Annotated in this window: 27 protein-coding genes, 1 tRNA gene and 1 pseudogene; 19 read left to right on the forward strand and 10 right to left on the reverse strand. The window is 60.5% G+C overall.

The window, feature by feature from the left end; genetic code table 11:
- The first annotated feature begins 112 nt into the window (after nucleotides 1–112).
- Nucleotides 113–523, forward strand: coding sequence for an HD domain-containing protein (locus CK221_RS15115; RefSeq protein ID WP_095778274.1), 411 nt, complete (start codon nucleotides 113–115; stop codon nucleotides 521–523).
- An 11-nt stretch (nucleotides 524–534) separates the two neighbouring features.
- Here CK221_RS15115 and CK221_RS15120 read toward each other — a convergent pair whose 3' ends face one another.
- Nucleotides 535–1014, reverse strand: a complete 480-nt coding sequence (locus tag CK221_RS15120) for a hypothetical protein (RefSeq protein WP_143749043.1) — start codon at nucleotides 1012–1014, stop codon at nucleotides 535–537.
- A 128-nt stretch (nucleotides 1015–1142) separates the two neighbouring features.
- Here CK221_RS15120 and CK221_RS15125 point away from each other — a divergent pair, with 128 nt between their 5' ends.
- The 4 genes from CK221_RS15125 (at nucleotide 1143) to CK221_RS30265 (ending at nucleotide 3377) form a co-directional block, all read left to right on the forward strand.
- Nucleotides 1143–1388: a hypothetical protein gene (locus tag CK221_RS15125; RefSeq protein WP_067325210.1), complete on the forward strand. Its 246-nt coding sequence runs from the start codon at nucleotides 1143–1145 to the stop codon at nucleotides 1386–1388.
- A gap of 32 nt (nucleotides 1389–1420) precedes the next feature.
- Nucleotides 1421–2479 carry a PAS domain S-box protein gene (locus CK221_RS15130; protein WP_245418869.1) on the forward strand — a complete coding sequence of 353 codons (1059 nt, stop codon included), beginning with the start codon at nucleotides 1421–1423 and terminating at the stop codon, nucleotides 2477–2479.
- 175 nt (nucleotides 2480–2654) lie between these two features.
- Nucleotides 2655–3014 (forward strand): SPW repeat protein, encoded by a 360-nt coding sequence (locus tag CK221_RS15135; protein WP_066999436.1) that lies wholly within the window; start codon nucleotides 2655–2657, stop codon nucleotides 3012–3014.
- 192 nt (nucleotides 3015–3206) lie between these two features.
- Entirely contained in the window at nucleotides 3207–3377 is a 171-nt protein-coding gene (locus tag CK221_RS30265) for a hypothetical protein (protein WP_179295136.1), read from the forward strand.
- Nucleotides 3378–3572: 195 nt separating this feature from the next.
- On the opposite strand, the gene CK221_RS15145 is transcribed toward CK221_RS30265, so the two are convergent.
- Nucleotides 3573–4040: an Lrp/AsnC family transcriptional regulator gene (locus CK221_RS15145; protein ID WP_095778277.1), complete on the reverse strand. Its 468-nt coding sequence runs from the start codon at nucleotides 4038–4040 to the stop codon at nucleotides 3573–3575.
- Between the two features lie 142 nt (nucleotides 4041–4182).
- Here CK221_RS15145 and CK221_RS15150 point away from each other — a divergent pair, with 142 nt between their 5' ends.
- Together CK221_RS15150 and CK221_RS15155 are read left to right on the forward strand one after the other, a co-directional pair.
- A complete protein-coding gene (locus tag CK221_RS15150; RefSeq protein ID WP_095778278.1) occupies nucleotides 4183–4938 on the forward strand; it encodes a tryptophan 2,3-dioxygenase family protein in 756 nt (251 codons plus the stop codon).
- 267 nt (nucleotides 4939–5205) lie between these two features.
- On the forward strand, nucleotides 5206–5625 hold the full coding sequence (locus CK221_RS15155) for a DoxX family protein (RefSeq protein WP_067325191.1): 420 nt from the start codon (nucleotides 5206–5208) through the stop codon (nucleotides 5623–5625).
- Between the two features lie 12 nt (nucleotides 5626–5637).
- Here CK221_RS15155 and CK221_RS15160 read toward each other — a convergent pair whose 3' ends face one another.
- From CK221_RS15160 to CK221_RS30270, 5 genes are all read right to left on the reverse strand, one after another.
- Nucleotides 5638–5943 (reverse strand): hypothetical protein, encoded by a 306-nt coding sequence (locus CK221_RS15160; RefSeq protein WP_066999393.1) that lies wholly within the window; start codon nucleotides 5941–5943, stop codon nucleotides 5638–5640.
- A gap of 63 nt (nucleotides 5944–6006) precedes the next feature.
- A complete protein-coding gene (locus tag CK221_RS15165; protein ID WP_095778279.1) occupies nucleotides 6007–6276 on the reverse strand; it encodes a hypothetical protein in 270 nt (89 codons plus the stop codon).
- 177 nt (nucleotides 6277–6453) lie between these two features.
- A complete protein-coding gene (locus CK221_RS15170) occupies nucleotides 6454–6999 on the reverse strand; it encodes a hypothetical protein (protein ID WP_143749044.1) in 546 nt (181 codons plus the stop codon).
- A gap of 139 nt (nucleotides 7000–7138) precedes the next feature.
- Entirely contained in the window at nucleotides 7139–7459 is a 321-nt protein-coding gene (locus CK221_RS15175; RefSeq protein ID WP_066999384.1) for a hypothetical protein, read from the reverse strand.
- A gap of 314 nt (nucleotides 7460–7773) precedes the next feature.
- Nucleotides 7774–7842 (reverse strand) — tRNA-OTHER (locus tag CK221_RS30270).
- A 214-nt stretch (nucleotides 7843–8056) separates the two neighbouring features.
- On the opposite strand from CK221_RS30270, the gene CK221_RS30275 reads away from it, so the two are divergent.
- The gene (locus CK221_RS30275) at nucleotides 8057–8209 is read left to right on the forward strand and encodes a hypothetical protein (protein ID WP_179295137.1); all 153 of its coding nucleotides are present in this window, start codon (nucleotides 8057–8059) and stop codon (nucleotides 8207–8209) included.
- Nucleotides 8210–8268: 59 nt separating this feature from the next.
- The gene (locus tag CK221_RS15180) at nucleotides 8269–8796 is read left to right on the forward strand and encodes a hypothetical protein (RefSeq protein WP_095778281.1); all 528 of its coding nucleotides are present in this window, start codon (nucleotides 8269–8271) and stop codon (nucleotides 8794–8796) included.
- Nucleotides 8797–9284: 488 nt separating this feature from the next.
- Here CK221_RS15180 and CK221_RS15185 read toward each other — a convergent pair whose 3' ends face one another.
- Nucleotides 9285–10259 carry an IS1595 family transposase gene (locus CK221_RS15185; protein WP_095778282.1) on the reverse strand — a complete coding sequence of 325 codons (975 nt, stop codon included), beginning with the start codon at nucleotides 10257–10259 and terminating at the stop codon, nucleotides 9285–9287.
- Between the two features lie 138 nt (nucleotides 10260–10397).
- Here CK221_RS15185 and CK221_RS15190 point away from each other — a divergent pair.
- From CK221_RS15190 to CK221_RS15200, 3 genes and pseudogenes are all read left to right on the forward strand, one after another.
- A pseudogene (locus CK221_RS15190) lies at nucleotides 10398–11015 on the forward strand (IS630 family transposase); the annotation flags it as partial.
- Nucleotides 11016–11960: 945 nt separating this feature from the next.
- Entirely contained in the window at nucleotides 11961–12362 is a 402-nt protein-coding gene (locus tag CK221_RS15195; RefSeq protein ID WP_245430649.1) for a hypothetical protein, read from the forward strand.
- A 167-nt stretch (nucleotides 12363–12529) separates the two neighbouring features.
- Nucleotides 12530–13594, forward strand: coding sequence for a glucosaminidase domain-containing protein (locus tag CK221_RS15200; RefSeq protein ID WP_143749045.1), 1065 nt, complete (start codon nucleotides 12530–12532; stop codon nucleotides 13592–13594).
- A 74-nt stretch (nucleotides 13595–13668) separates the two neighbouring features.
- Here CK221_RS15200 and CK221_RS29795 read toward each other — a convergent pair whose 3' ends face one another.
- The gene (locus tag CK221_RS29795; RefSeq protein WP_143749046.1) at nucleotides 13669–14259 is read right to left on the reverse strand and encodes a hypothetical protein; all 591 of its coding nucleotides are present in this window, start codon (nucleotides 14257–14259) and stop codon (nucleotides 13669–13671) included.
- A gap of 141 nt (nucleotides 14260–14400) precedes the next feature.
- Between CK221_RS29795 and CK221_RS15205 the strand changes: the two genes are divergently transcribed.
- The 4 genes from CK221_RS15205 to CK221_RS31075 are packed head-to-tail and all read left to right on the forward strand — an operon-like array spanning nucleotide 14401 to nucleotide 15726.
- Nucleotides 14401–14682 (forward strand): hypothetical protein, encoded by a 282-nt coding sequence (locus CK221_RS15205; protein ID WP_127240782.1) that lies wholly within the window; start codon nucleotides 14401–14403, stop codon nucleotides 14680–14682.
- 7 nt (nucleotides 14683–14689) lie between these two features.
- On the forward strand, nucleotides 14690–15004 hold the full coding sequence (locus tag CK221_RS15210; protein ID WP_066999353.1) for a hypothetical protein: 315 nt from the start codon (nucleotides 14690–14692) through the stop codon (nucleotides 15002–15004).
- 58 nt (nucleotides 15005–15062) lie between these two features.
- Nucleotides 15063–15632, forward strand: coding sequence for a hypothetical protein (locus CK221_RS15215; protein ID WP_095778286.1), 570 nt, complete (start codon nucleotides 15063–15065; stop codon nucleotides 15630–15632).
- The gene (locus CK221_RS31075) at nucleotides 15601–15726 is read left to right on the forward strand and encodes a hypothetical protein (protein ID WP_278075763.1); all 126 of its coding nucleotides are present in this window, start codon (nucleotides 15601–15603) and stop codon (nucleotides 15724–15726) included. Before CK221_RS15215 ends, CK221_RS31075 begins: the two co-directional genes overlap by 32 nt.
- A 368-nt stretch (nucleotides 15727–16094) precedes the next feature.
- Here the strand turns inward: CK221_RS31075 and CK221_RS15220 are convergent, their stop codons facing one another.
- Complete coding sequence (locus tag CK221_RS15220) at nucleotides 16095–16703, reverse strand: methyltransferase domain-containing protein (RefSeq protein ID WP_095778287.1); 609 nt, start codon at nucleotides 16701–16703, stop codon at nucleotides 16095–16097.
- Between the two features lie 293 nt (nucleotides 16704–16996).
- Between CK221_RS15220 and CK221_RS31080 the strand changes: the two genes are divergently transcribed.
- Genes CK221_RS31080 through CK221_RS15230 form a run of 3 tightly spaced genes read left to right on the forward strand, consistent with a single transcriptional unit; the run spans nucleotide 16997 to nucleotide 19115 of the window.
- Nucleotides 16997–18418, forward strand: a complete 1422-nt coding sequence (locus CK221_RS31080; protein WP_348628438.1) for a portal protein — start codon at nucleotides 16997–16999, stop codon at nucleotides 18416–18418.
- A complete protein-coding gene (locus CK221_RS31085; RefSeq protein ID WP_348628439.1) occupies nucleotides 18343–18795 on the forward strand; it encodes a hypothetical protein in 453 nt (150 codons plus the stop codon). Before CK221_RS31080 ends, CK221_RS31085 begins: the two co-directional genes overlap by 76 nt.
- Nucleotides 18792–19115, forward strand: a complete 324-nt coding sequence (locus tag CK221_RS15230; RefSeq protein ID WP_095778288.1) for a hypothetical protein — start codon at nucleotides 18792–18794, stop codon at nucleotides 19113–19115. Before CK221_RS31085 ends, CK221_RS15230 begins: the two co-directional genes overlap by 4 nt.
- The last annotated feature ends 94 nt before the right edge of the window (nucleotides 19116–19209 follow it).

Below are 19209 nucleotides of genomic sequence, written 5' to 3' on the forward strand. Positions count from 1 at the left end.
CCGCAGTATGGCGCGCCGTCCCCTGCAAGGCGTGCCGGCGGACCGGGTCGGGACCCAATCCTGCCCGTCTCGTTGTCCCGTTGGGGCGGGCTTCCAATAGATCGAGGAGATCATGCTTTACCAGGCAGCGAAGATCGCCGAAGAGGCCCATCGCGGCCAGAAAGACAAGACCGGCCGTCCCTTTATCGAACATCTGAGACGCGTCGCCGATGCGGTCGAAACGCTTGACGAGAAAACCGTCGCCTACCTGCACGACGTGGTCGAGAAAGGCGAGGGGTGGACGCTCGATCGGCTCGAGGCCGAGGGCTTCGGCTTTCCGGTCGTCGCTGCCGTTGACGCGCTGACGAAAAGAATGGACGAAAGCGAGCACGACTTTGTCTGCAGTGCGGCGTCCAACGAGCTTGCGCTGCCTGTCAAGCAGGCGGACCTCAAGGACAATCTCTGGCAGGCGCACCAAGCGGGCATCGACCCCGAGAAGTACGAGAACGGACTGCGCCTGCTCGACGAGTTGACCAGCGAGTGACTGGAATTGCCCTAGCCCTTGTCGCTCACCTGCAGCAGATCCGCCGACTCGGGTGAAAGGAGCGAGCGTTCCCGCAACGCCCTTTCCAGGTCGTTGCGGCTGTCAGCCGGGCAGGCGTCGGGCAGGTCGAGCGCCGTCAGCGCCTCTTCGTCGAATTCGATGGCTCCGCCATAGAGCTGAGCCACCTGCATCACCAGACTCTCGATATCCTCGCGGGCAATGTTCTCGGCGAGATTCATCAGCCTGATTTCTTCCGACAATTGGATGATGTTGACGATGCCGTTTTCCCGCAAAGCCCGCTGGACCTTGTGGTGAGCGTCGTTGCGCAACCGGTCGGAAAATCCTCGTAACATCGGAAAAACCTCCTTTCGCGGCGGTTCATCCCTCTGCCGGCCATAATGCGCCGACGTCGCTCGGTTGGCAACTAAAAAATGGAAAAGCTGTAAAAAAATCAACAAGTTAGCATAGAACGGCAAATGCGGTGTAGCCATATCGTTAGCACCGCCAGCGTCCCCCACCTTTGTTGTCTCGCATGACCTTGACGTCTTTTGAGCCGAATCCTACTTTTACTGGCAGTGAGTGACATACTCATTCGTGTCATGACCTGCGGGAGGCTAGGGTGGTTGAATTGGAGCGGCCGCAAAGGCTGCAGATCATGTTGACGGAAGAGGAACTCGCGGCAGTCGAGAACTGGCGCTTCGAGAAACGCATGCCGAGCCGCTCGGCCGCCGTGCGCGAGCTTCTGCGAAGGGGCCTCGCATCCGAAGGTTTCCTGACCGCCGAGACCGGCATGAAGTCGCAGGATTTCGGCGTGCTGGATCCAGCAAAGGGGAATGGCGAAAATCCTGACCCCTCCAAGGCTTAGCCGCTTGCTATGAGATTCGGCCGCGCTAACTAATGCCCATGGTGACATCCGGGGGCAGGGAAATTGAAGATGCCAGCGCCAATGCGCGTCTGGCCGCCATTGTCGATTCTTCCTTCGATGCCATCATCGGCAAGGATCTGAACAGCATCATCACCGACTGGAACCGCGCGGCAGAACGCATGTTCGGCTACAGCGCGGAGGAAGCCATCGGCCAATCGATGCTGCTCCTTATCCCCGAGCATATGCACGATGAGGAGACCGACATTATCAGCCGCATCCGCCGGGGCGAGGGCGTGGCAAATCTCGACACGATGCGAAAGCGCAAGGACGGCTCGCTCGTTGCCGTTTCGGTAACGGTGTCGCCGATCAGGAGCCTTGCGGGCGAGATCGTCGGCGCCTCCACGATCGCGCGCGACATCACCGCCGCCAGGGAAAATGAGCGCCGCATCCGGCTCCTGATGCGCGAGGTCAACCACCGTGTGAAGAACCAGTTCGCGGTGATCCTGTCGATGGTCAGGGAAACCAACAAGCGTTCTGCCAGCCCCAGCGAGTTCGAGGAGATGATCCGAGCCCGGATCATGGCGCTGTCGCGCTCGCACGATCTGCTGGTCACCTCGGAATGGGCAGGCGCCAGTCTCTTCGACCTCATCCAGGAACATCTGAAACCGTTCGGTCATGAGGAGCGCATCTCGCTTTCCGGCCCGCTTTTGACGCTGCAGTCGAATGCCGTGCAGAATCTCGGCATGGCCTTCCACGAGCTAGGCACCAACTCGTCGAAATATGGCGCGTTGGCGGGCGAGGGCGGGCACGTCGAGATCACCTGGACGGTCGAGACCGGCCCGAAGGCGCAGCGCCACTTTCACCTTGTCTGGCAGGAGAGGTCGAATGGCCATGCCAATGGCGAGCCGGACGAGACGGCGCGCAAGGGTTTTGGCACGGTGGTGCTGCAGCGGGTGGCCCCGCAGTCGCTCAGCGGCTCTTCCAGTCTCGAGCGCTCGTCCGGTGCGTTGAAATGGTCGCTGACGGCACCGCTCGAGGCCATTGTCATGCCACAACTCGGCGCCGAGAGCGGAAGCGACTTTTACGGATGAGGGCCCGTTCCGGAAATCGAAGGCATTTGCCGTAAGGGGCTTGTGCGGCGCGCAATACGGCTACCGGGGAAGGTTCCCTTGTCGCTCCGTAAAAATGTATTACATCATGTAACATAGCGTGCGCATTGCACGCGAATGCAGTTGCTTTGGTCTGGCTTCATCGATGGAGGTTGTCATGGCAAGCAAACTGATGGAAGAAAGGAAGAGCAAGGACTGGGTTATCCTGGTCCTCGCGATCTGCCTGTTCATCTCACCCTGGGTCATCGGATTCACCGCGGCAATGATGCCCGCGTGGAACGCCTGGATTGTTGGCGTCCTGCTCGGTGCGCTGGCGCTCGCGACGCTTTCGGTGTTCGCCGAATGGGAGGAATGGGTAAATCTCGTGCTCGGGCTCTGGCTGATCGTGTCGCCCTGGCTGCTGGGCTTCGCGGCGGACAGGAACGTAATGCTCACGCACGTCATCCTTGGCGTGCTCGTGGTCGCGGCATCTGCCTGGGCCGTCTGGGACGTCCGTCATCCCCACGCGCATGCGTGAGCGGTGATTAAGGGAGCCCGCCGCGCAAGCGGCGAGCTCCTTTGAAAGACAATTCCAGGAAAAGCGTGCAGCCGGTTTTCCGACCGGAACTGCATGGAAGACCAATCGGGGGCACGGGGCTGAGCAACGGTTGCGACCTCACGCAATTGCTGCAACCGGAAACCTTTTCGTGCATTCTTGGGAATGGCACCGATGCTCCATCCCGATCAGCCTGCCAAATGCTGCTCCTATTGCGGCGGCCGCGATCACGAGTTCGAGGCGTGCCCGAAGCGCAAGGCCGACGCCGAGAAGGAAAAGGCCGCGCGGCAGCCCGAGCCGGCCGGCCGTAGGGAGCCTGACGTGGAATCCAAATACCTGACGTAGCGTTCCTTCGCGCCCCCCTCTGTCCTGCCGGACATCTCCCCCACAAGGGGGGAGATTAGCAGTTCCGCCGCCGGCGATCTTCCTACACTTGGCGAAAGCCGGCGTGACATCCGATCTCCCCCCAAGTGGGGGAGATGTCCGGCAGGACAGAGGGGGGCGCTGTCCCGCCGACGTCTCCATCTTTTCGCGCCCGGACTACCGCAGCGCATGCGCCGCTGCATCGGCGAACGAGATGTCGCCCTTGATCTCGCGCATCGCCATCGAGGTGACGGTGCGGCGCACGCCGGGCAGCCGGCTGAGTTCCTCGCGCAGCATCCTGTCCAGCGCCCGCATGTCGACGGTGACGATCTGCAACAGATAGTCGGCCTCGCCGGTCGTGGCATAGCAGCGGCGGATCAGCGGGTGCTTCCTCACCGCCGCCTCGAAGGCGTCCGACACCTCAAAGTCGATCGACACCTGGATGAAGGCCTCGATGTCGAAGCCGATCGCGGCCGGATCGATGCGGGTGGAATAGCTGCGGATGATGCCTTGATCCTCGAGCGCCTTCACCCGTTTCCAGCACGGCGTCTTGCTCAGTCCCACCTCTTCGGCCAGCTCGCCGAAGGTGATGCGCGCGTCGCGCTCGAGCGCTGACACTATCTTGCGGTCAAGGGCATCAAGCATGGTCTGTTCTCCAATGTCGCGCCAAAGGACGATAATCGTCCTCCAATTCCCGTCAATTGGATAACAGAAAGGAACAATGTTCAAGCTTAAAGCGCTATCCTCGGGCCACCTGCCGAACATGCTCGCGCGAGGAGGATGAGCCATGGACAAGTCGGACTATCACGCCCGCATCGAGGCGCCCGAAATGCGCGACTACGGCGTCTATCTCAAATGCGACCAGCTGCTCGCCTGCCAAAAGCCGCTCTCGCAAATGGTCAATGCCGACGAGCTGCAGTTCCAGATCGTGCACCAGGTCGAGGAATTGTGGATGAAGCTCATCGCCTACACGCTGGTCGACGTGCTCGACTATCTGGAGAGGCAGGACACGCACCGCATCGTCACGCTGATGGGCCGCGTGCACCGGCTGGTGCGCATGATGACGGCGCAGCTCGATCTGCTGGAGACGATGTCGCCCAAGGAGTACCAGCAGATCCGCCTCGAGCTCGGTAATGGCAGCGGCCAGGAATCGCCAGGCTTCAGGCTTATCCTGCGCCTGCCGCCGGACCTCTGGCGAGCCTTCAAGCATTCCTATCTCGACGGCCGCGGGCTTTCCGTCGAGGACGTCTACGACGCTCACTACGATCATGGCGATGCTTATGTCGTGGCCGAGGCGCTGATCGAGTTCGACGAGCTGTTCCAGAAATTCCGCGCCAACCACCTCTATCTCATCCACCGCTCGATCGGTCTCGGCGCCAAGTCGCTGAAGGGCCGCCCGGTGGAGATCCTGGAAGGCGGCGCCCGCCACCGCTTCTTCCCCGAGCTCTGGGACATACGCTGCGACATGACCGACCGCTGGGGTGCGGCCTACGGCACCGTGCGCGACTCGATCAGCCACCCGCCGCAGGCGAAGGCGGGCTGAGCTTTCCTCGCCCCGCGCGAACAGGCGAGAGGTGGCGCGGCGTAGCCGCGAGGGAGAGCGCCCTCGTTGAGCGCCGAGCTTGGCTGTGGGCTCGCCGTCTGGCGGTTCGTCCCGGCGTCGCCGGCGCCTCACCGGCTGCTGCGCGGCGACTCTCCGCGGCCTGCAGTGGGGTGAGGAAACAAGTGAAGCAAAAATTCCGGCCCCTGTCGGAATCATTGCCCTTCCTCCGTCCTTGGGGCATCAACAGCTTCGAACCGGAGGGACAACGTGGAAACGCAATCGGCCTGGCAGACCGCCGCCATTCTCATCGCTCGCCTGATCTTCGCCGCCGTCTTCGCGATGGCCGTGACCTTCAAGTTCATGGATATGGGCGCCACCGCTGGCTACATCGCCGCCGCCGGGTTTCCGTTCCCGCTGTTTCTCGCCTGGTGCGCGGCGATCCTGGAGGTGCTTTTGGTGATCGCCTTCCTCACCGGCGCCTTCTTCACGCCGGCGGCGCTGGTCGCGGCAGTTTATGTGATCTTCCTCGGCTTTTCATTCCACGGCCCGTCGCACTGGACCGGCAACCAGGCCGAGTTCGGCTTCTTCGTCGATCATTTCACTTTCCTCGCCGGCCTTTTCTTCGCCGCCGTGCATGGGCCGGGCAAGTTGCTCGCCGTCCGACAGGGTTGGCCGGGCCGGGCGTGAGGCGCCGCCACTTCACATCTGATCGTTATAGGGTTCCTTCATCTGCCCGACCATGCGCGCCAGCTTGGAGAAGGAAGGCATGTCCGCTTCCGGCTGGCATTGGTTGGCGAGCTCGAGCAGGCGGATCGGGAAGTTGATCGCATCGCGGTTCGACGCCGAAATCGCCTCGGACCGGTCCTCGCCTGTCTCGACGGCCTCGGCCTTGCGCAATGCGATGTCGATCTCCTCGACCGTCAGCACCCCCTTGCGCACCAGGGTATGGTTGATTGCCGCGACGGCCATCAGCAGGCCCTCGAGTTGCAGATTGGCGACGTTCATGGCGCTTCCTCCCATTGACCTCGCTTGAAAACGCATGAGCGGCGTTTCCGATCCGGGAGCGCCTTAGGCCTCCATCAGGCGCACGCCGTATTCGGCCCAGAGCTGCTTGATCTCGCGGGCGCCCAGCGGCGGGGTCGAGCGATCTCCATAGGAGATGGCCACGGCGCTCAGATCATATTGGCCGTCGGCTTCGGCGATGAAGCGGATGGCCTCGCCAAGCGGGCGCGAATGGAAGACCGGATCCGCCTGGCCTCGGCCAAGGCTGCGAACGCCTGAAATACCTGCTGGCGCATGCCGCATCCGAAAGACCGATGCCATGGCGGATTTGTCCATGCCCGCTCTCCGCGATTCCCCTTGGGGAATGATTCCATAAGGTCCGGCTAATGACCAGCCCAACCGGGCACACCAACGACAACCGGGCACACCAACCCGCCGCTATGGAAAGGCCGGGCTCTGGGCCCGGCCTCCTTCAGCGGCCTGCGCTGCGGCGGCCGTCGGGGCACGATTGCTCTAGCGGCTCCAGGGGCGGGCCCAGTCGTGGTCTGCGTCCGAGTTGCGCGCCATCGCCATGCCGATCAGCAAGCCGACGAGGCCGCCGAGAACCATGGCGGTGGAGACGGTGCCGGGATTCTGCTGAACGGTTTCGGAAACGCTCTGCGCCTGGCTTCGCAACTGCCTTGCCGCGCGTGAGGCGCGATCGCTCGCGCCGCCGTAGAATTCAGAAGCTCGGTCGGCCGCGCCGCTGTAGAGGCCGGAGGCCCGGTCGGCCGCGCTCTGGTACCACCCTTGCGTCGCACTGGCGGCTTCCTCGGCCTGATCGGCAAGCGCGCGGTTGAGCCGGCTGACCTCGCGCTTCAATTCGGCGATCTGCTTCCTCATCGCCGCTTCCGAAGCGGCTGAAGATCTGGCGCTGGTACGCGAAGCGCTGCCGCTGCGGGCAGCGCTGCTGCGGCTCGGATTGCTCCGCTCTGTGCCGCCGCCCTGGGACGTCGAGCTGCCGTTGCGCGCGGCTGCTGCGTTCGTATCCTTACCCTGGTTGGTTTCATCGTCTGCCATGGGTCTCTCCTTGCTGAACTCTGCAACGGCTCACGCCCGCCCTTGCAACGGCTCACGTCCGCCATGGTTCCCTTCCAAGCAAAGGGCCGTGGAGCGGAACTCCACGGCCCTCGCGCGACGAAACTGCCGCGTCTCGTTACTACTTGCCGCAATGATTATCGTTGACCGACGGCGATGCCGTGCCAGGCGACGTGTGAGTTGCATCCGGCTGGGCGCCCTGCGGCGTCGCGGGGCAATTCCGATCGGCGTTCGAATTCATGCCGTCCGTGGTGATGCTGCCCGTCGTGCCTGTATCGGGTGCCATCTGATCAGGCGGCGGATTGGCAGGCGTGGTGGGGTCCACCGTGATGCTCTGGCCGCTGCCCGCCGTGTCGGCGGTACCGCCCGTTGCATTCTGAGCCATCGCAGCCGTAGCCAGACCGATGGTCAGAGCCGATGCCGCAAGAATCTTGATGAGCATGATCTTCTCCTTCTTGTGCGAGATCGTTTCTCTGTTCGGGAGTCTGTCGCGTCGCGACTAAGGGTGGAACCCCTCGGCCCGGAGGTGGTTCCGAGAAAAAATTTCTGGAACTTCCACAATTTATCGGTGCGCGAGCGAAAGTCGCTTCCCGGCAAGGCTGCAGACAAGCAGCTAGGAAAATTTGCCTAATTATATACGTGACAAAGTACGGGCGATTCGGGTACAAAGAGGCGCGTGACAGGCTGGAACTGTGGATAAAGAAATCCAGTCAAGTGGGTTCCCAAATCACTTGACTTGATTCATGTTGATTGCGGTGGAGGCGGTGGGACTCGAACCCACTGGACCCAAGGTCGGAAGCCCGGACCAGCTACCAAGCCGCCCCCACTACGACCTACCCGGATGGCTCGGGTAGGAAGGCACCCATAGCGGGGTGCGCCATCCAGCGACGCCCGGTGGGGCGGGAGTGTGAGAGCTTCGTGGGCGACTCACTCCCCTCCATCGCGCTGGAATGGCTATTGAAAGGTGACTCGTTCTGGCGCGACAAGAGTCCCCACCCGAAAAACCGAATCGTTTCCATGCTTTCTGGGGATAAAGGCGGTGGCTGGCGAGAAACCCGATAAGGATTCAGACGAGAAGCGCTTCAACGAGACGCTGAAGCGGATGCTAAAGACGCCGCCGAAGCCACATGACAAGAAAGACATTCCCCGCAAGGTCGGGGCTCAAGAAGCCAAAAAACAACCCAAAACATAACCGTTGACTCTTCTATATCGGCCGACACACCATATGATTTTGGGGTGTGGAGGCAGACGATGAGACTGGCAATAGTTGTACTCGCGATCTCGATAGCGATTTCGTCAACGGCGGCCGCGCAAGAAGACGGCCCCATAATTCTTCCGGATCGACTCCAACAGTTGGCAACTGAATTTCCGGTTGCTGAACGACTTCATATCAGTTGGGCCCAAGCCTCATTGGAAGATATTGGCCGTTATGTCGGGCTGCTATCAGCTGTAAACGAAGTCGCGAATTCCATAGCCCTTAAGAATGATCGGAAAGCTGCATCGGATGACGACTATCGGGCGGCATTCTCCGTATTTTGTTTCTGGCCTGTCAATAAGCCACCGCTGGCTGAGCCGTTTTGGAACACAGCTGCGGAGGCGTACGGTAGTGAAAAGGTACGCATGGCACTGGGGCAGAGCATAGGTCCACTTGCGGTAGCCCTTCCAGAGATGATCAAGGACGGCAGCGCTAGCGATGAAGTTCTAAAAAAATGGCCACAAACTAAGGCTGAATATATGAAATACGTTATCGACTTGGAAAGCTTGAAGAATGCCAAGTAACCTTATTCCGTTCTTAGTAATTGTTCCAGTTATCGACCTTTCTATTGCCACGTATTTTATTTATTCAACACACGCTGCATGGCGATCTGCACCGGCTTTTGAAAATGAAAGGGACACAGACGAACGGTCCCTAGGGGCGACGGTAATACTTGCCCAACTAGGGGCCGTCATAACCGGATCGTCCATCATACTGGCTGGGATTGCCGCGTTCGTTGCCTTGGCCGGTACTTCGATTGGCGAGTTTGAAAAATTTCACATTCTATATGCAGCGATATGGGCAGTCTTCGCGATGGCAATATCGCTTTTTACTATGTCAACGCTACCACACCGCACAACCACGCAGAATTTCGTCAAATCGCACGGCGTTGCAATTCTGTGTTCTGCAGCGCTATATTTTTGCCTAGCCTCAAGCGCTCGATTCCTATTTGCGGTAGGGTCGATATTATTTTGAGCGTTTTTTCCAACGCAGCAAAGCGCGCGCCTTCTGCCTAGGCGTTACTGGCTTCACCAATCCGCCGATAGGTAAGGCGCTTGCCTTCGATCTTGGCAAGCAACTGGTCGTGGCGCTCGTTGTCGGTGATCTTGAGCGCTGCGCGGCGATTGTAGCGGAAATCGAACTCGGCAAGGTAGCGGTGCAAGTGAGCTTCGCCGCAATGCTGATAGACGCCGATCATGCCGCGCTTGAAGACTGAGAACACGTTCTCAATCGTGTTGGAGTGGATCGTCTCGGCACCTTCGTAGCGAACATATTCGCCGTTCGCATGATTGGTCGTCTTATGCGAGGCGTATTCCTCGCCAGTGCGCGTGTAGAGGCGCGAGGCGTCGGTGTAGAGGATCGACTTGCGGTCAACGTTGCGCACAAGCACTTCGCGCACGGTTGAAGCCGTGGCGTCGTTGAGATGGAACATGCGGACGTTACCGCCGCGCTCGACAAGGCCGACAACGGTGCGCTTCTGGTTGCCGCCAGACTTGAGATACGGACGGCCCCTACGCTGCGGCGACGGCGTGCGCGGCGTCTCGCGCTTGCCAATGTAAGTTTCGTCAACCTCTACGGCCTTGCCTTCGCCACCAAGCGGGCCGGACGAGTTAACGTCTTCGGCCATCGCTTCGCGAATGCGGTGCGCCATGAACCAAGCGGTCTTGTAGGTGACGCCGAGCATGCGGTGCAGTTGGTGAGCGGACATGCCTTTCTTTGATGAAGACATGAGGAAAGTCGCCAGAAGCCACTTGTTCAAGGCGATCTTGGAGCGCTCGAAAACGGTGCCGACGGTGACGGTAAACTGTTCACGGCATTCCATGCAGTTGTACAGGCCGGGACGGTGAGCCTTGCCTTCCATCTTGGTAATGCGGTCGGCGCGAGCATTGCCGCAATGCGGGCAGTTCGGGCCATGCGGCCAGCGCTGCGCCTCAAGATGAACGCGGGCGGCTTCGGCATCGGTGAAGATCGGGTGAGTGAGTTGCATGGCGGCGTTCCCTTATGCCGCAAATTTATAAACTGAGCCGTACTTTGTCAAGTATATAATTAGGAAAATTTGCCTAAGAGCCTTGTCAGGTGAGGGCAGCTCTGCTATGATTTTGTCCATGGTGCTGATTTGCGCCAGCGACCCGCCACCCGGCTGGCCAGCGAGCAAGATCGACCCGACATCAGCAAGGCGCGCCAGGAGTGGCGGGCCAAACGCCAGCCGCGGATGCGGCTTGAGCCACATCGGCTGGTGTTTATCGACGAGACCGGAACCACGACGAAGATGACGCGCTTGCGCGGTCGCTGCCTGAAGGGTCGGCGGTTGCGCTCAAAGGCACCGTTTGGACATTGGAAGACGCAGACCTTCATCGCCGGGCTGCGCTGCCATGGGCTTACCGCCCCTTTCGTCGTCGACGCGCCGATGAACCGGCGCATCTTCGAGACCTACGTCGAAACGCAGCTCGCTCCGACGTTGGCAAGGGGCGATGTCGTCATCCTTGACAACCTCGCCGCCCACAAGAGTCCAGCCGCCGAGGCAGCCATCAGGGCAAGAGGCGCATGGCTGCTCTTCCTGCCGCCCTACAGTCCGGATCTCAACCCGATCGAAATGGCCTTCGCCAAGCTCAAGGCGCATCTGCGCGCAAAGGCCATCAGAACCATCGACGCCCTGTGGCAGGCCATCGGCGATATCTGCAATCTGTTCTCCCCAACAGAATGCAGAAACTACTTCACTGCCGCAGGCTATGGACTCACATGAAAATCCGCCGCTCTAGACCAAGCTAGGATTTATCAGCCAACCGACATCGATGCGATCACCACTGCGGCGACAGGGGAGCAATCACCTTCTTCGGCGGCCCCCGGCGAACCCAAGTCTGCAGTTCGACAGGCCGCAGAGGGTTTCGGCAATTACCTCAGCGAGAGCTTTGAGGCCCTTGGCCGTGCCCCGCGCGGCATTGGGCTGATTCTGCAGGATCTGCGCGATTCCCCTTGGGACTTCCTTGAGCAACTGCCGGTCACCCCCGGCTCGGGGGCTGTTGCCGAAGGGCGCTTGGCGTCAGAGGCAGCCGGCGAAGCTGTTGCAAAAGGCTTGGCGATTGTCCGCGACGGGGCGGCCAAGTTTACCAAGCCGCTCGAGAAGTTTGCGACGAGTGGTTCGCGCGCCAAGTCGGGGCTCGCCGCTGATGCCGCGGTGGCTCGCCAAGCGGTGAGACGAAATCTCTGGTCAAAGCCGCGGAGGATGCTGCCTACCGTGTAGGCACCGGCGCCAAACTCAAGAAGGGCGAGGTTCTTGAGATCATAAAGTCGATCGCAAGAGATCCTTCTAAGGTAAAGTATCAAGGGGCATCGTTCGGGAGGGCTGCCTCCAAAAACTACCGCAAAACATTTCTTGATGCGAACCCGAATCTGCAGGGAGAAGTTGTCGTACATCATGCTGCGGAGCGACAGATATGGGAGAGATTTCCACGCATCGTCGCTGCAAACGAGGAGCACTCTCTTCAGAATCTTCGTGGCATTCCAAAAGCTTGGATAACCTTTTGCACAAGGTCATTTTGCGGTACGAGTGGGACGAATTTTACGAGGCGTATCCTCAGCTAACACGTCAGCAAATTCTGGATTACGTGAGTTACATCGACAAGAAATACGGGCATCTGTTCAATCCTCCGATAGGTGAGTGATGCAATATTTTAAGATACGGCCGCACGTGGCTGGTGGTATTGGCAAAGGCACTATTCTCGACTCGAGCGTTCATCCACCGATCGTAACCAAGCTCCACTACAAGGTAGAGGCATGGTTCGGGGATGTGATTGTTGCGACGTTTCCTTGTTTCCTCGTCACTGAAGAAACCCAGCGCGCGCTGCAGAAGATGGACTTTTCAGGCGCGACGTTCGCGGACGCTGAGGTGACGACCTCGGAAGAGTTTCAAGAGGATCAACCCGGCCTGGAACTGCCACATTTCGTTTGGTTGAAAGTGAATGGAAAGGCGGGTCAAGACGACTTCGGGATCGCGGTGCCCTTCCGCCTCGTCATCTCGGAACGCGTTCTTGATCTGCTTGAATCGTTGGGCATTTTCGTTGCGATTGTCGAGCCTTACGACGACGAATAGCATGGGAATTGGCGGTATCAGCACACTCAATCCCTCAAGCGACTCAGCTTTTTGAGGTTAACTATTGTTTAGATGGGCCGAACGAAATAGTGCACTGTCACCGTAATTCCAGAGGAGGTGATCGAGCCGGCTCTAAGGGTCTTTTCAAAAAAGTATCGCAAGACTTGTTGGAATTGGCTTTTATCCATCATCGAATTGCTGGCGAGGCGGGCAAGGCATTTCCGCCCGTCAATGCCGCCCGGCGCGCGGCGGCCGACCAAGGCTGGCAGCACCCTGCCACGGTCCAGAAAGCGCTGGCCTTCACCATTGCCGCCCAACACTATCTCGGAGTCGAGAACGCCGAGCCCGTGCCGCAATCGGTGTTGAAAGACCTCGGCGGACTGCCGCCGCAAGACCTCCAGGCCGGGATAAGCGGTCTGCTGGCAGGAACGGCGGATCCGGTCGTCAAGCTGGCGATGTCCCGGCAATTTGCTAGCGCCGGCTGGCAAGCGCCGGGATCCGATCGCTTTGGGCACGAGAATGGGCGCTTTGGGCAGGACGATGGTTCCGGCCATGAGCAAACCTATAGTTACGATAGGTTGATCGAGAGAAGCGACAGCGTCACCCAACTCACACCGGATGAACGAATAAAGCAGTCGTCTCAGGATGATTTGCCAACTGATGTGTGGCTTGCCGATCTCTCTCCTGGTGTTTTTGGCAAACTTGCCCAAACGTCGCACGGACAAAATGCGGAACGTCCAAGCAACGATGGCGCTGACGTCGAAACTCACGCTAGCGCAAGGCCTAGCCCGGAGAAGCTAGTCGCCGCTCTTGGTGTTGAAGAGGGTGGAAAGCGGTTTGAGGTTTGCAATTTCGCCGCAAATCTCCTCGCCGCTAAAGGCAATCGCAAGAAATTCGTTAACGCCTTCTATCAAGCTGGGAGGAGTGCTGGCCTGACCGACACACAAGCCCGTTTGATGGCCGCTCAGCCTGCGCACGAAAGCGGCAGCGGTAACCATGCTCCTGGCTTCAACTATTTTGGTATAAAGGCCGAAAAATCCTGGAAAGGCGAGACGCAACGCCTTTGGACGCACGAGGAAATCAATGGCCACAGTGTGAGAGTTAAACAAGTTTTTCGCAAATATGCCACGCCCGAAGAAGGCATTCGTGATCGCATCGCCTTCATGCAACGGAGATTCGGCAAGGCTAACGATGCCACGGACATCTGCCCTGACCGAACTTCAGCATGGTAAGTTCCGGGCGTACGCCACTGATTCAAATTACGCTAGGAAGCTTAGGCCTTATCTGAAGGAATTGCCGTGATGCCTCAGGCACCCTCCGCCGCTAAAGCGGCTAAGTGTGAAGCATGAAAGGCGAATATTCTCTGAGGTTGGATTCCCAGGGTTTGAGCATCGAAGTGGAAAATCTGCGGATCACCGATTCTTGTGGAACGACCGACCGATGCGCTCGGCAATTGGCCCAAACATCGCCTGTTTGTCCTTGGTCCAATGCATATCGAAACAGGTGACGAGACGGTTTTTCTGGCACATGCCGTAGAAAATTTCTGCGCCATCCGCCGATGTACCGGAATCACGGCAACGGATGGTTTATCAAGATTATATGTAACTCGGTCAGTATCACCTACGAGCTGCTTCTTGATATAATCGAAGGGGCTCTTTTTATTAGTATCGGCTTGGTACTGGCGAAGCTGAACGCCCGGATACTTCTCCGGCTCGAACGCTGTGCCTAAGTTTTCAGCGAATCCACCAAGCAATCGAGACTCCCCGTCAGCAAACAAGGCGGGAATCTCGATTTTGCTTCCGCCGCTGACGGAAACTGTCCATTTAGTGGCTTCCTCGGCCGCAGCAAATGGCGCCCACAACATCAAGAAGCCAAGTGCGAACACGACTGCTTTCACGGCGTTATCCCCCGGCGACATTCGCGGAACGATGTCGGCGCTGCTGAGCAATCGACATCTTCATCGCCAAACATTAGGCTATGCACCCATAGCGTGTGTGGTTTGTTGGTTCAATCTGGGGAGGCTATCATGGGGAAAATAATGAAGCTACTGGATATCGTTGAAAGGCTGTCGGATTTTGATGAAGAGGACACGATCTATGTATCGGAGCCTTGGACCGAAGACTCTGATGCAATGGTTGCGACCGCGCCCGATGATACTATGGTACCACCAAAGGCGGCGGCCAAGGCGGGTCTGACATACTTCATCGAAATATTCATCGCGATCGAGGTTACAGAGGGATGGATTGCGTCGCAGAAGGAAAAGCCCAGCCTCTCGGCGATCTGCGACAGGCTGATTTATTATGCCACCTATGATGCGTGAGGGGTAAATGTCGGACGACAAGCGTTATGAAGGAAAGCCGCTGCTCAGGCTTCTGGAGTTTTATGTGCTCAAGGCGATTGGAGAACTGTCTCAGGAATCCGAAGAGTCCCTGGACGCCATGGCGCCGAAGTTGCAGGCCATCTATGGCGGCGATGGACGGTGGGATGACGCGATCGCCAAGGCTCTTCACATGCCCGACACGATGCCAGAGGCGATCCGGGATATGTGGAAGAAGAATCTCAAAATCGCCCACAACAACAAGGTAACGCTTACGCCCCAGCAATTTGCCGAAATGTTCGTGGACAACAACTTCGCGGGCTGAGATTGCGGTAACGGAGTCCCCTGGCGACGGCTTCGCTCTCGACCACGAAAGCCCATCCATGCCCACCCGCATCGTCCCCGCAACGCTGCGGGATCTCTCCTACATCGCCGCCAACCTGCGTCCCGAGGACCGGGCCGAGATCGACTGCCAGCTCGACCATTGGTCGCCGGCGCTGCTGGCGCTGACGGCGCTGCAGGGCTTTGCCTATGTCGCCGAGCTCGACGGCAATCCAGAGGCCGGCTTCGGCGCGGCCGAGCAGCGGAGCGGCCTTTGGATCGCCTGGAGCTGGGGCACGCGCCGCATGAAGCGCTGCGTGCCGGAAATCACGCGCTTCTTCCATGCGGTGCTTGGGACCCGGGTCGCGGCCAAAGGCGCCTGGCGGGTCGAGGCGAGGGCGCTTGCCGAGAACGAGCTTGCGCTACGCTGGCTGGACCGGCTCGGCGCTACCCAACGATGCCGCCTGCCGGGTTACGGCAGGAACGGCGAAGACTTCTTCCTCTACGACTGGACAAGAGAAAGCTGGAACCATGTGTCTCTTTCAAAAACCGCCGGAACTGAAGCCATTGCCGCCGGCGCCGACTATGCAGGACAAGGACGTGCAGGCGCGGGAAGCGGCGCTCAGGGCTGAGCTCGAGCAGCGCCAGGGCACCCTCTCCACGGTCAAGACGGATCTGGCGCCAAGCGACGTTGCCGGCCGGCGCCGCGTGCTGCTCGGAGTCTGACGCCATGACAGCGATGAAACGCAGTTTCCGCCGCCGCGTGCTCGATTGGTGGTATTGGCGACGGCATGCGCGGTTGGTGAAGCGGCGATCCCACTGATCAACATCGGCGCCTTTCCCTTCTCTTGCGATTTCCAACACTTAGCTTCGCTAAGATGTTGAAATCGCTTTCTCTCCCACAAGGGGGAGAAAAGGCGCCGCGCTGTCCTCGACGCTAGTTGCCAACGCTTAAGATCTACGGGAGCGCTGATGCGGCGCGCTATCTTCCCGCTTGTGGGGGAGAAAGCATTTTCCTGTATTTGCGAGCGGGCTTGTCCCCGAGCAAGTGCTTGGAAAATGCCACAGAGTGGATTTCGTAGGGCGTCACCCGATCACCCCTTCTTCGCGAACGCCCAGACCATCACCGGATACTCCTCGTCGTTGCTCAGGTCCCGCCAGAGCCCGTACGCCCGAACCGGGCCGCCAATATGGGCCCTGGCGCAGGCCTTGTTGCCCCAGCCGAAGGCATGCACGTCGTCTTCGGCGAAGCCGCCTTCGACCATCAGCTGCTTGAGCCCCGCGGGCGTCCAGCGACTGTAGTCGTGCGGGCGGGCATGCACGCGAAACAGGAAGGGCGTGGCCACCATCGCCCAGCCGCCGGGCCTCACCATGGCGTGGATGTTGGCGGCCGCCGCCAGCGGGCGCTGCACATGCTCCAGCACTTGGTCGGCAATGACGATGGAGTATTGCTCGTCCGTGCGATCCTTGCAGATGTCGAAGTCGGGGAAATCGAGTGACCGGTAGTCCGGGCACATCGCCCGCCAGTAGCGGTTCCAGCCCGGCGAGATCTCGATCACGTCGCGCGACTTGCGGTTGGCCGCCTCGAGGAAGGTCGTGAAGGCCTCGATCTGGCGGATGCGCAGCCAGTTGCGGCTGTCGTAACCGATCAGCCGCTTCACTGCTTGTTTGCTTCGGGTTTTCAGCGCGCCGGCAAGGCTCATTCTCGACCTCCCTCGTGCCCGCCGCATTCGGGTGTGTAGCACCCAGAAGTGCGCAAAAGATGACATGAAGAGGTTATCTCCCCCCGTGTGGGGGAGATGCCCGGCAGGGCAGAGGGGGGCGCTGTCCCGCCGGCTTCTCCATCGTTTCGCTTACCAGTTTCCCGGCCAGGTGTTCTGGCTGACTTCATCGAGAAGCGGCGCTCTACGGCGCCCCCCTCTGTCCTGCCGGACATCTCCCCCACGAGGGGGGAGATTGGCAGCTCCGGCCGCTCCGCCAAACAAGCGAGATCCCCATGACCGATTCCCGCGCCCGCGATATCCTGTCGCGACAGGCCGAACTCGAGACCGAACGCGCCGCCTATGAGCCCGTCTGGGAAGCAGTGGCGGAGTTCTGCGATCCCGATGCGCCCGACATATGGACCGGCCGCCGCACCAGCCGCGGCGAAAGCCAGGCCGAACGGCAGGAGCGGCGCGGCTCTCGCGTCTACGCCAACACCATCAACTCCGCCGCCAACCGGCTCGCCGCCGGGCTGGAAAGCCTGATCATCCCGCAGTCGGAGAAGTGGCACGGACTGACCACCGCCGAGATGGACGATGAGGAGACGGACGAGGAGAAGGAGTGGGCGGAAGCCTTGCGCGATTTCCTGTTCGCGCTGCGCTATTCGGCCAACTCCAACTTCGTGCCGGCGACGCAGGCCTGCCTCAGGAATGTCGTGCGCTACGGCCCGGCCTATCTCTATGCCGAGGAAGGTTTTGGGGGCACGCTGATCCGCTATGCTTCCATTCCCGTGGTCGAGGGTTATCTCAGCCGCAACCGCTGGGGCCAGGTCGACACATTTCATCGCCGCTACGAGCGCACGGCGCGCCAGGCGGCGCAGCTGCTCGGCTACGAGAAATTGCCGGCGCGCATCAAGGCGTTGGTCGACGACCCCGCCAAATGCGAGGGAAAGGTCTCGCTGATCCAGTGCGTCCAGCCGCGCGACGAGCGGCGCATGTATCGCTCCGGCGGCTCCTACCAATATCTCGACGCGGCGTTTGCCTCCTACCACGTCATCGAGGACGAGGAGGAGATCGTGCGCGAGTCGGGCTTCCGCACTTTCCCGGTCTCGATCTTCAACTGGCGCCGCTACGAGGGCGACGCCTACGGCATCTCGCCTTCCATCGAGGCGCTGACCACGGTGCGCGAGGAAAACGCGGTGCGTCGCTCCGGGCTTCGCGCCCTGCAGCAGATCACCGATCCGCCGACGGCGTCCAAGGCCAGGCTCGACTATGTGCCGGTGCTCAATCCCGGCGAAAATTATCCGGGCCTGATCGACGACAATGGCCGGGCGCTGATCCAGCCGATCGCGACCGGCCAGAACCCCAGCTATGCCTTCGACTATGCGGCGAGCCGCGCGGAGGAGATTCGCGACATGATGTTCGTCAATCTTTTCCAGACGCTGGTGCAGAACCCGCAGATGACCGCCACCGAGGCGCTGATCCGCCAGGAGGAGAAGGCGCGCTGCTCGGGCCGTCGGGTTCGATCATCCAGGCCGGCTTTGCCGCAAATCTCGACCGCGAGCTTTCGATCCTGGAAGACAAGGGCCTCTATGACGAGGACAGCCGCTTCGCGCCGCCGGAGAGTCTTGCCGGCAAGACGGTGCGGCCGACCTTCACCGGCCCGCTCGACGTGCTGCGCCGCTCGGCCGAAGCCCGCGACACCATCCAGGTGGTGACGACCGCCATGCAGATGGCGCAGTTCGATCCCGGCATCATGGACAATATCGACGGCGACGAGGCGCTCCGCGTCGTGCAGAGCGCCGGCCGCAGCCCGCAGCGCATTTTTCGACGCAAGGACGAGGTCGAGGGCCTGCGTGGAGCCAGGGCGCAAGCGCAACAAGCGCAGGCCGGCCTGGCCGCGATCGCCACCGCCGGCAAGGTGGCGAAGGACGCCGTTCCGGCGGCAGTGCAAGCGCGCGACAGCGGCCTGCTCGACAGCCTGCAGGCGATGATGCAGGGCGGCCAAGGCGGCGCGGCTGCCGGTGGCGCGGCTGGTGCTCCTGCCGCTGCTCAAGGCGCGATGCCTGCCGGCGCCGCCAATGGTGGCGCATGAGCCGCAAACGCTTTGCCCGCCCATCCGACGCCGGCGGCCCCTTGGCCGCGCGCGCGGCGCTGACCAAAGCCTATCGCCGCGCCTTTTCCGGCGAGGACGGCGAGATGGTGCTCGCCGACCTCACCGCCACCACCGGCTATTATCGCCGCCCGTCCTACGGCGACTGGCTGGCGCGCACCAAGACGCCCGAGGGCTTCGAACTGCACAGTGCGCTGAGCAACGCGCGCGCCGAAGTGGTGCAGCACATCATGGGTTTTCTGATGCTGGAAGATGGCGAGCTCGCCGCACTCGAAAAGGCGGCGCGGGCCGAGGAGAGATGAGGCGCTAGAACTGCCAATCTCCGCCCAAGTGGGGGAGATCAGCAGCTTCGCTCCCACCGCCAATTCTGCAGCGTTGGTGATTGGCGAAAGCATG

Origin of the sequence: Mesorhizobium sp. WSM3868 (genome assembly GCF_002294785.1) — a bacterium.
In the GTDB taxonomy this organism is placed as follows: Bacteria; Pseudomonadota; Alphaproteobacteria; order Rhizobiales; family Rhizobiaceae; genus Mesorhizobium.

Bases quoted from the DNA above. Each gene is read 5' to 3' on its own strand.
- CK221_RS15185 (WP_095778282.1), bottom strand. From the start codon at position 10,259: ATGCAACTCACTCACCCGATCTTCACCGATGCCGAAGCCGCCCGCGTT.
- CK221_RS15150 (WP_095778278.1), top strand. From the start codon at position 4,183: ATGGACAAGTCGGACTATCACGCCCGCATCGAGGCGCCCGAAATGCGC.
- CK221_RS15165 (WP_095778279.1), bottom strand. From the start codon at position 6,276: ATGGACAAATCCGCCATGGCATCGGTCTTTCGGATGCGGCATGCGCCA.
- CK221_RS15145 (WP_095778277.1), bottom strand. From the start codon at position 4,040: ATGCTTGATGCCCTTGACCGCAAGATAGTGTCAGCGCTCGAGCGCGAC.
- CK221_RS15115 (WP_095778274.1), top strand. From the start codon at position 113: ATGCTTTACCAGGCAGCGAAGATCGCCGAAGAGGCCCATCGCGGCCAG.
- CK221_RS15215 (WP_095778286.1), top strand. From the start codon at position 15,063: ATGCCCACCCGCATCGTCCCCGCAACGCTGCGGGATCTCTCCTACATC.
- CK221_RS30265 (WP_179295136.1), top strand. From the start codon at position 3,207: ATGCTCCATCCCGATCAGCCTGCCAAATGCTGCTCCTATTGCGGCGGC.
- CK221_RS15205 (WP_127240782.1), top strand. From the start codon at position 14,401: ATGAAGCTACTGGATATCGTTGAAAGGCTGTCGGATTTTGATGAAGAG.
- CK221_RS15130 (WP_245418869.1), top strand. From the start codon at position 1,421: ATGCCCATGGTGACATCCGGGGGCAGGGAAATTGAAGATGCCAGCGCC.
- CK221_RS15175 (WP_066999384.1), bottom strand. From the start codon at position 7,459: ATGCTCATCAAGATTCTTGCGGCATCGGCTCTGACCATCGGTCTGGCT.
- CK221_RS15120 (WP_143749043.1), bottom strand. From the start codon at position 1,014: ATGGCTACACCGCATTTGCCGTTCTATGCTAACTTGTTGATTTTTTTA.
- CK221_RS15170 (WP_143749044.1), bottom strand. From the start codon at position 6,999: ATGGCAGACGATGAAACCAACCAGGGTAAGGATACGAACGCAGCAGCC.
- CK221_RS15230 (WP_095778288.1), top strand. From the start codon at position 18,792: ATGAGCCGCAAACGCTTTGCCCGCCCATCCGACGCCGGCGGCCCCTTG.
- CK221_RS31080 (WP_348628438.1), top strand. From the start codon at position 16,997: ATGACCGATTCCCGCGCCCGCGATATCCTGTCGCGACAGGCCGAACTC.
- CK221_RS15210 (WP_066999353.1), top strand. From the start codon at position 14,690: ATGTCGGACGACAAGCGTTATGAAGGAAAGCCGCTGCTCAGGCTTCTG.
- CK221_RS15160 (WP_066999393.1), bottom strand. From the start codon at position 5,943: ATGAACGTCGCCAATCTGCAACTCGAGGGCCTGCTGATGGCCGTCGCG.
- CK221_RS15135 (WP_066999436.1), top strand. From the start codon at position 2,655: ATGGCAAGCAAACTGATGGAAGAAAGGAAGAGCAAGGACTGGGTTATC.
- CK221_RS15220 (WP_095778287.1), bottom strand. From the start codon at position 16,703: ATGAGCCTTGCCGGCGCGCTGAAAACCCGAAGCAAACAAGCAGTGAAG.
- CK221_RS15180 (WP_095778281.1), top strand. From the start codon at position 8,269: ATGAGACTGGCAATAGTTGTACTCGCGATCTCGATAGCGATTTCGTCA.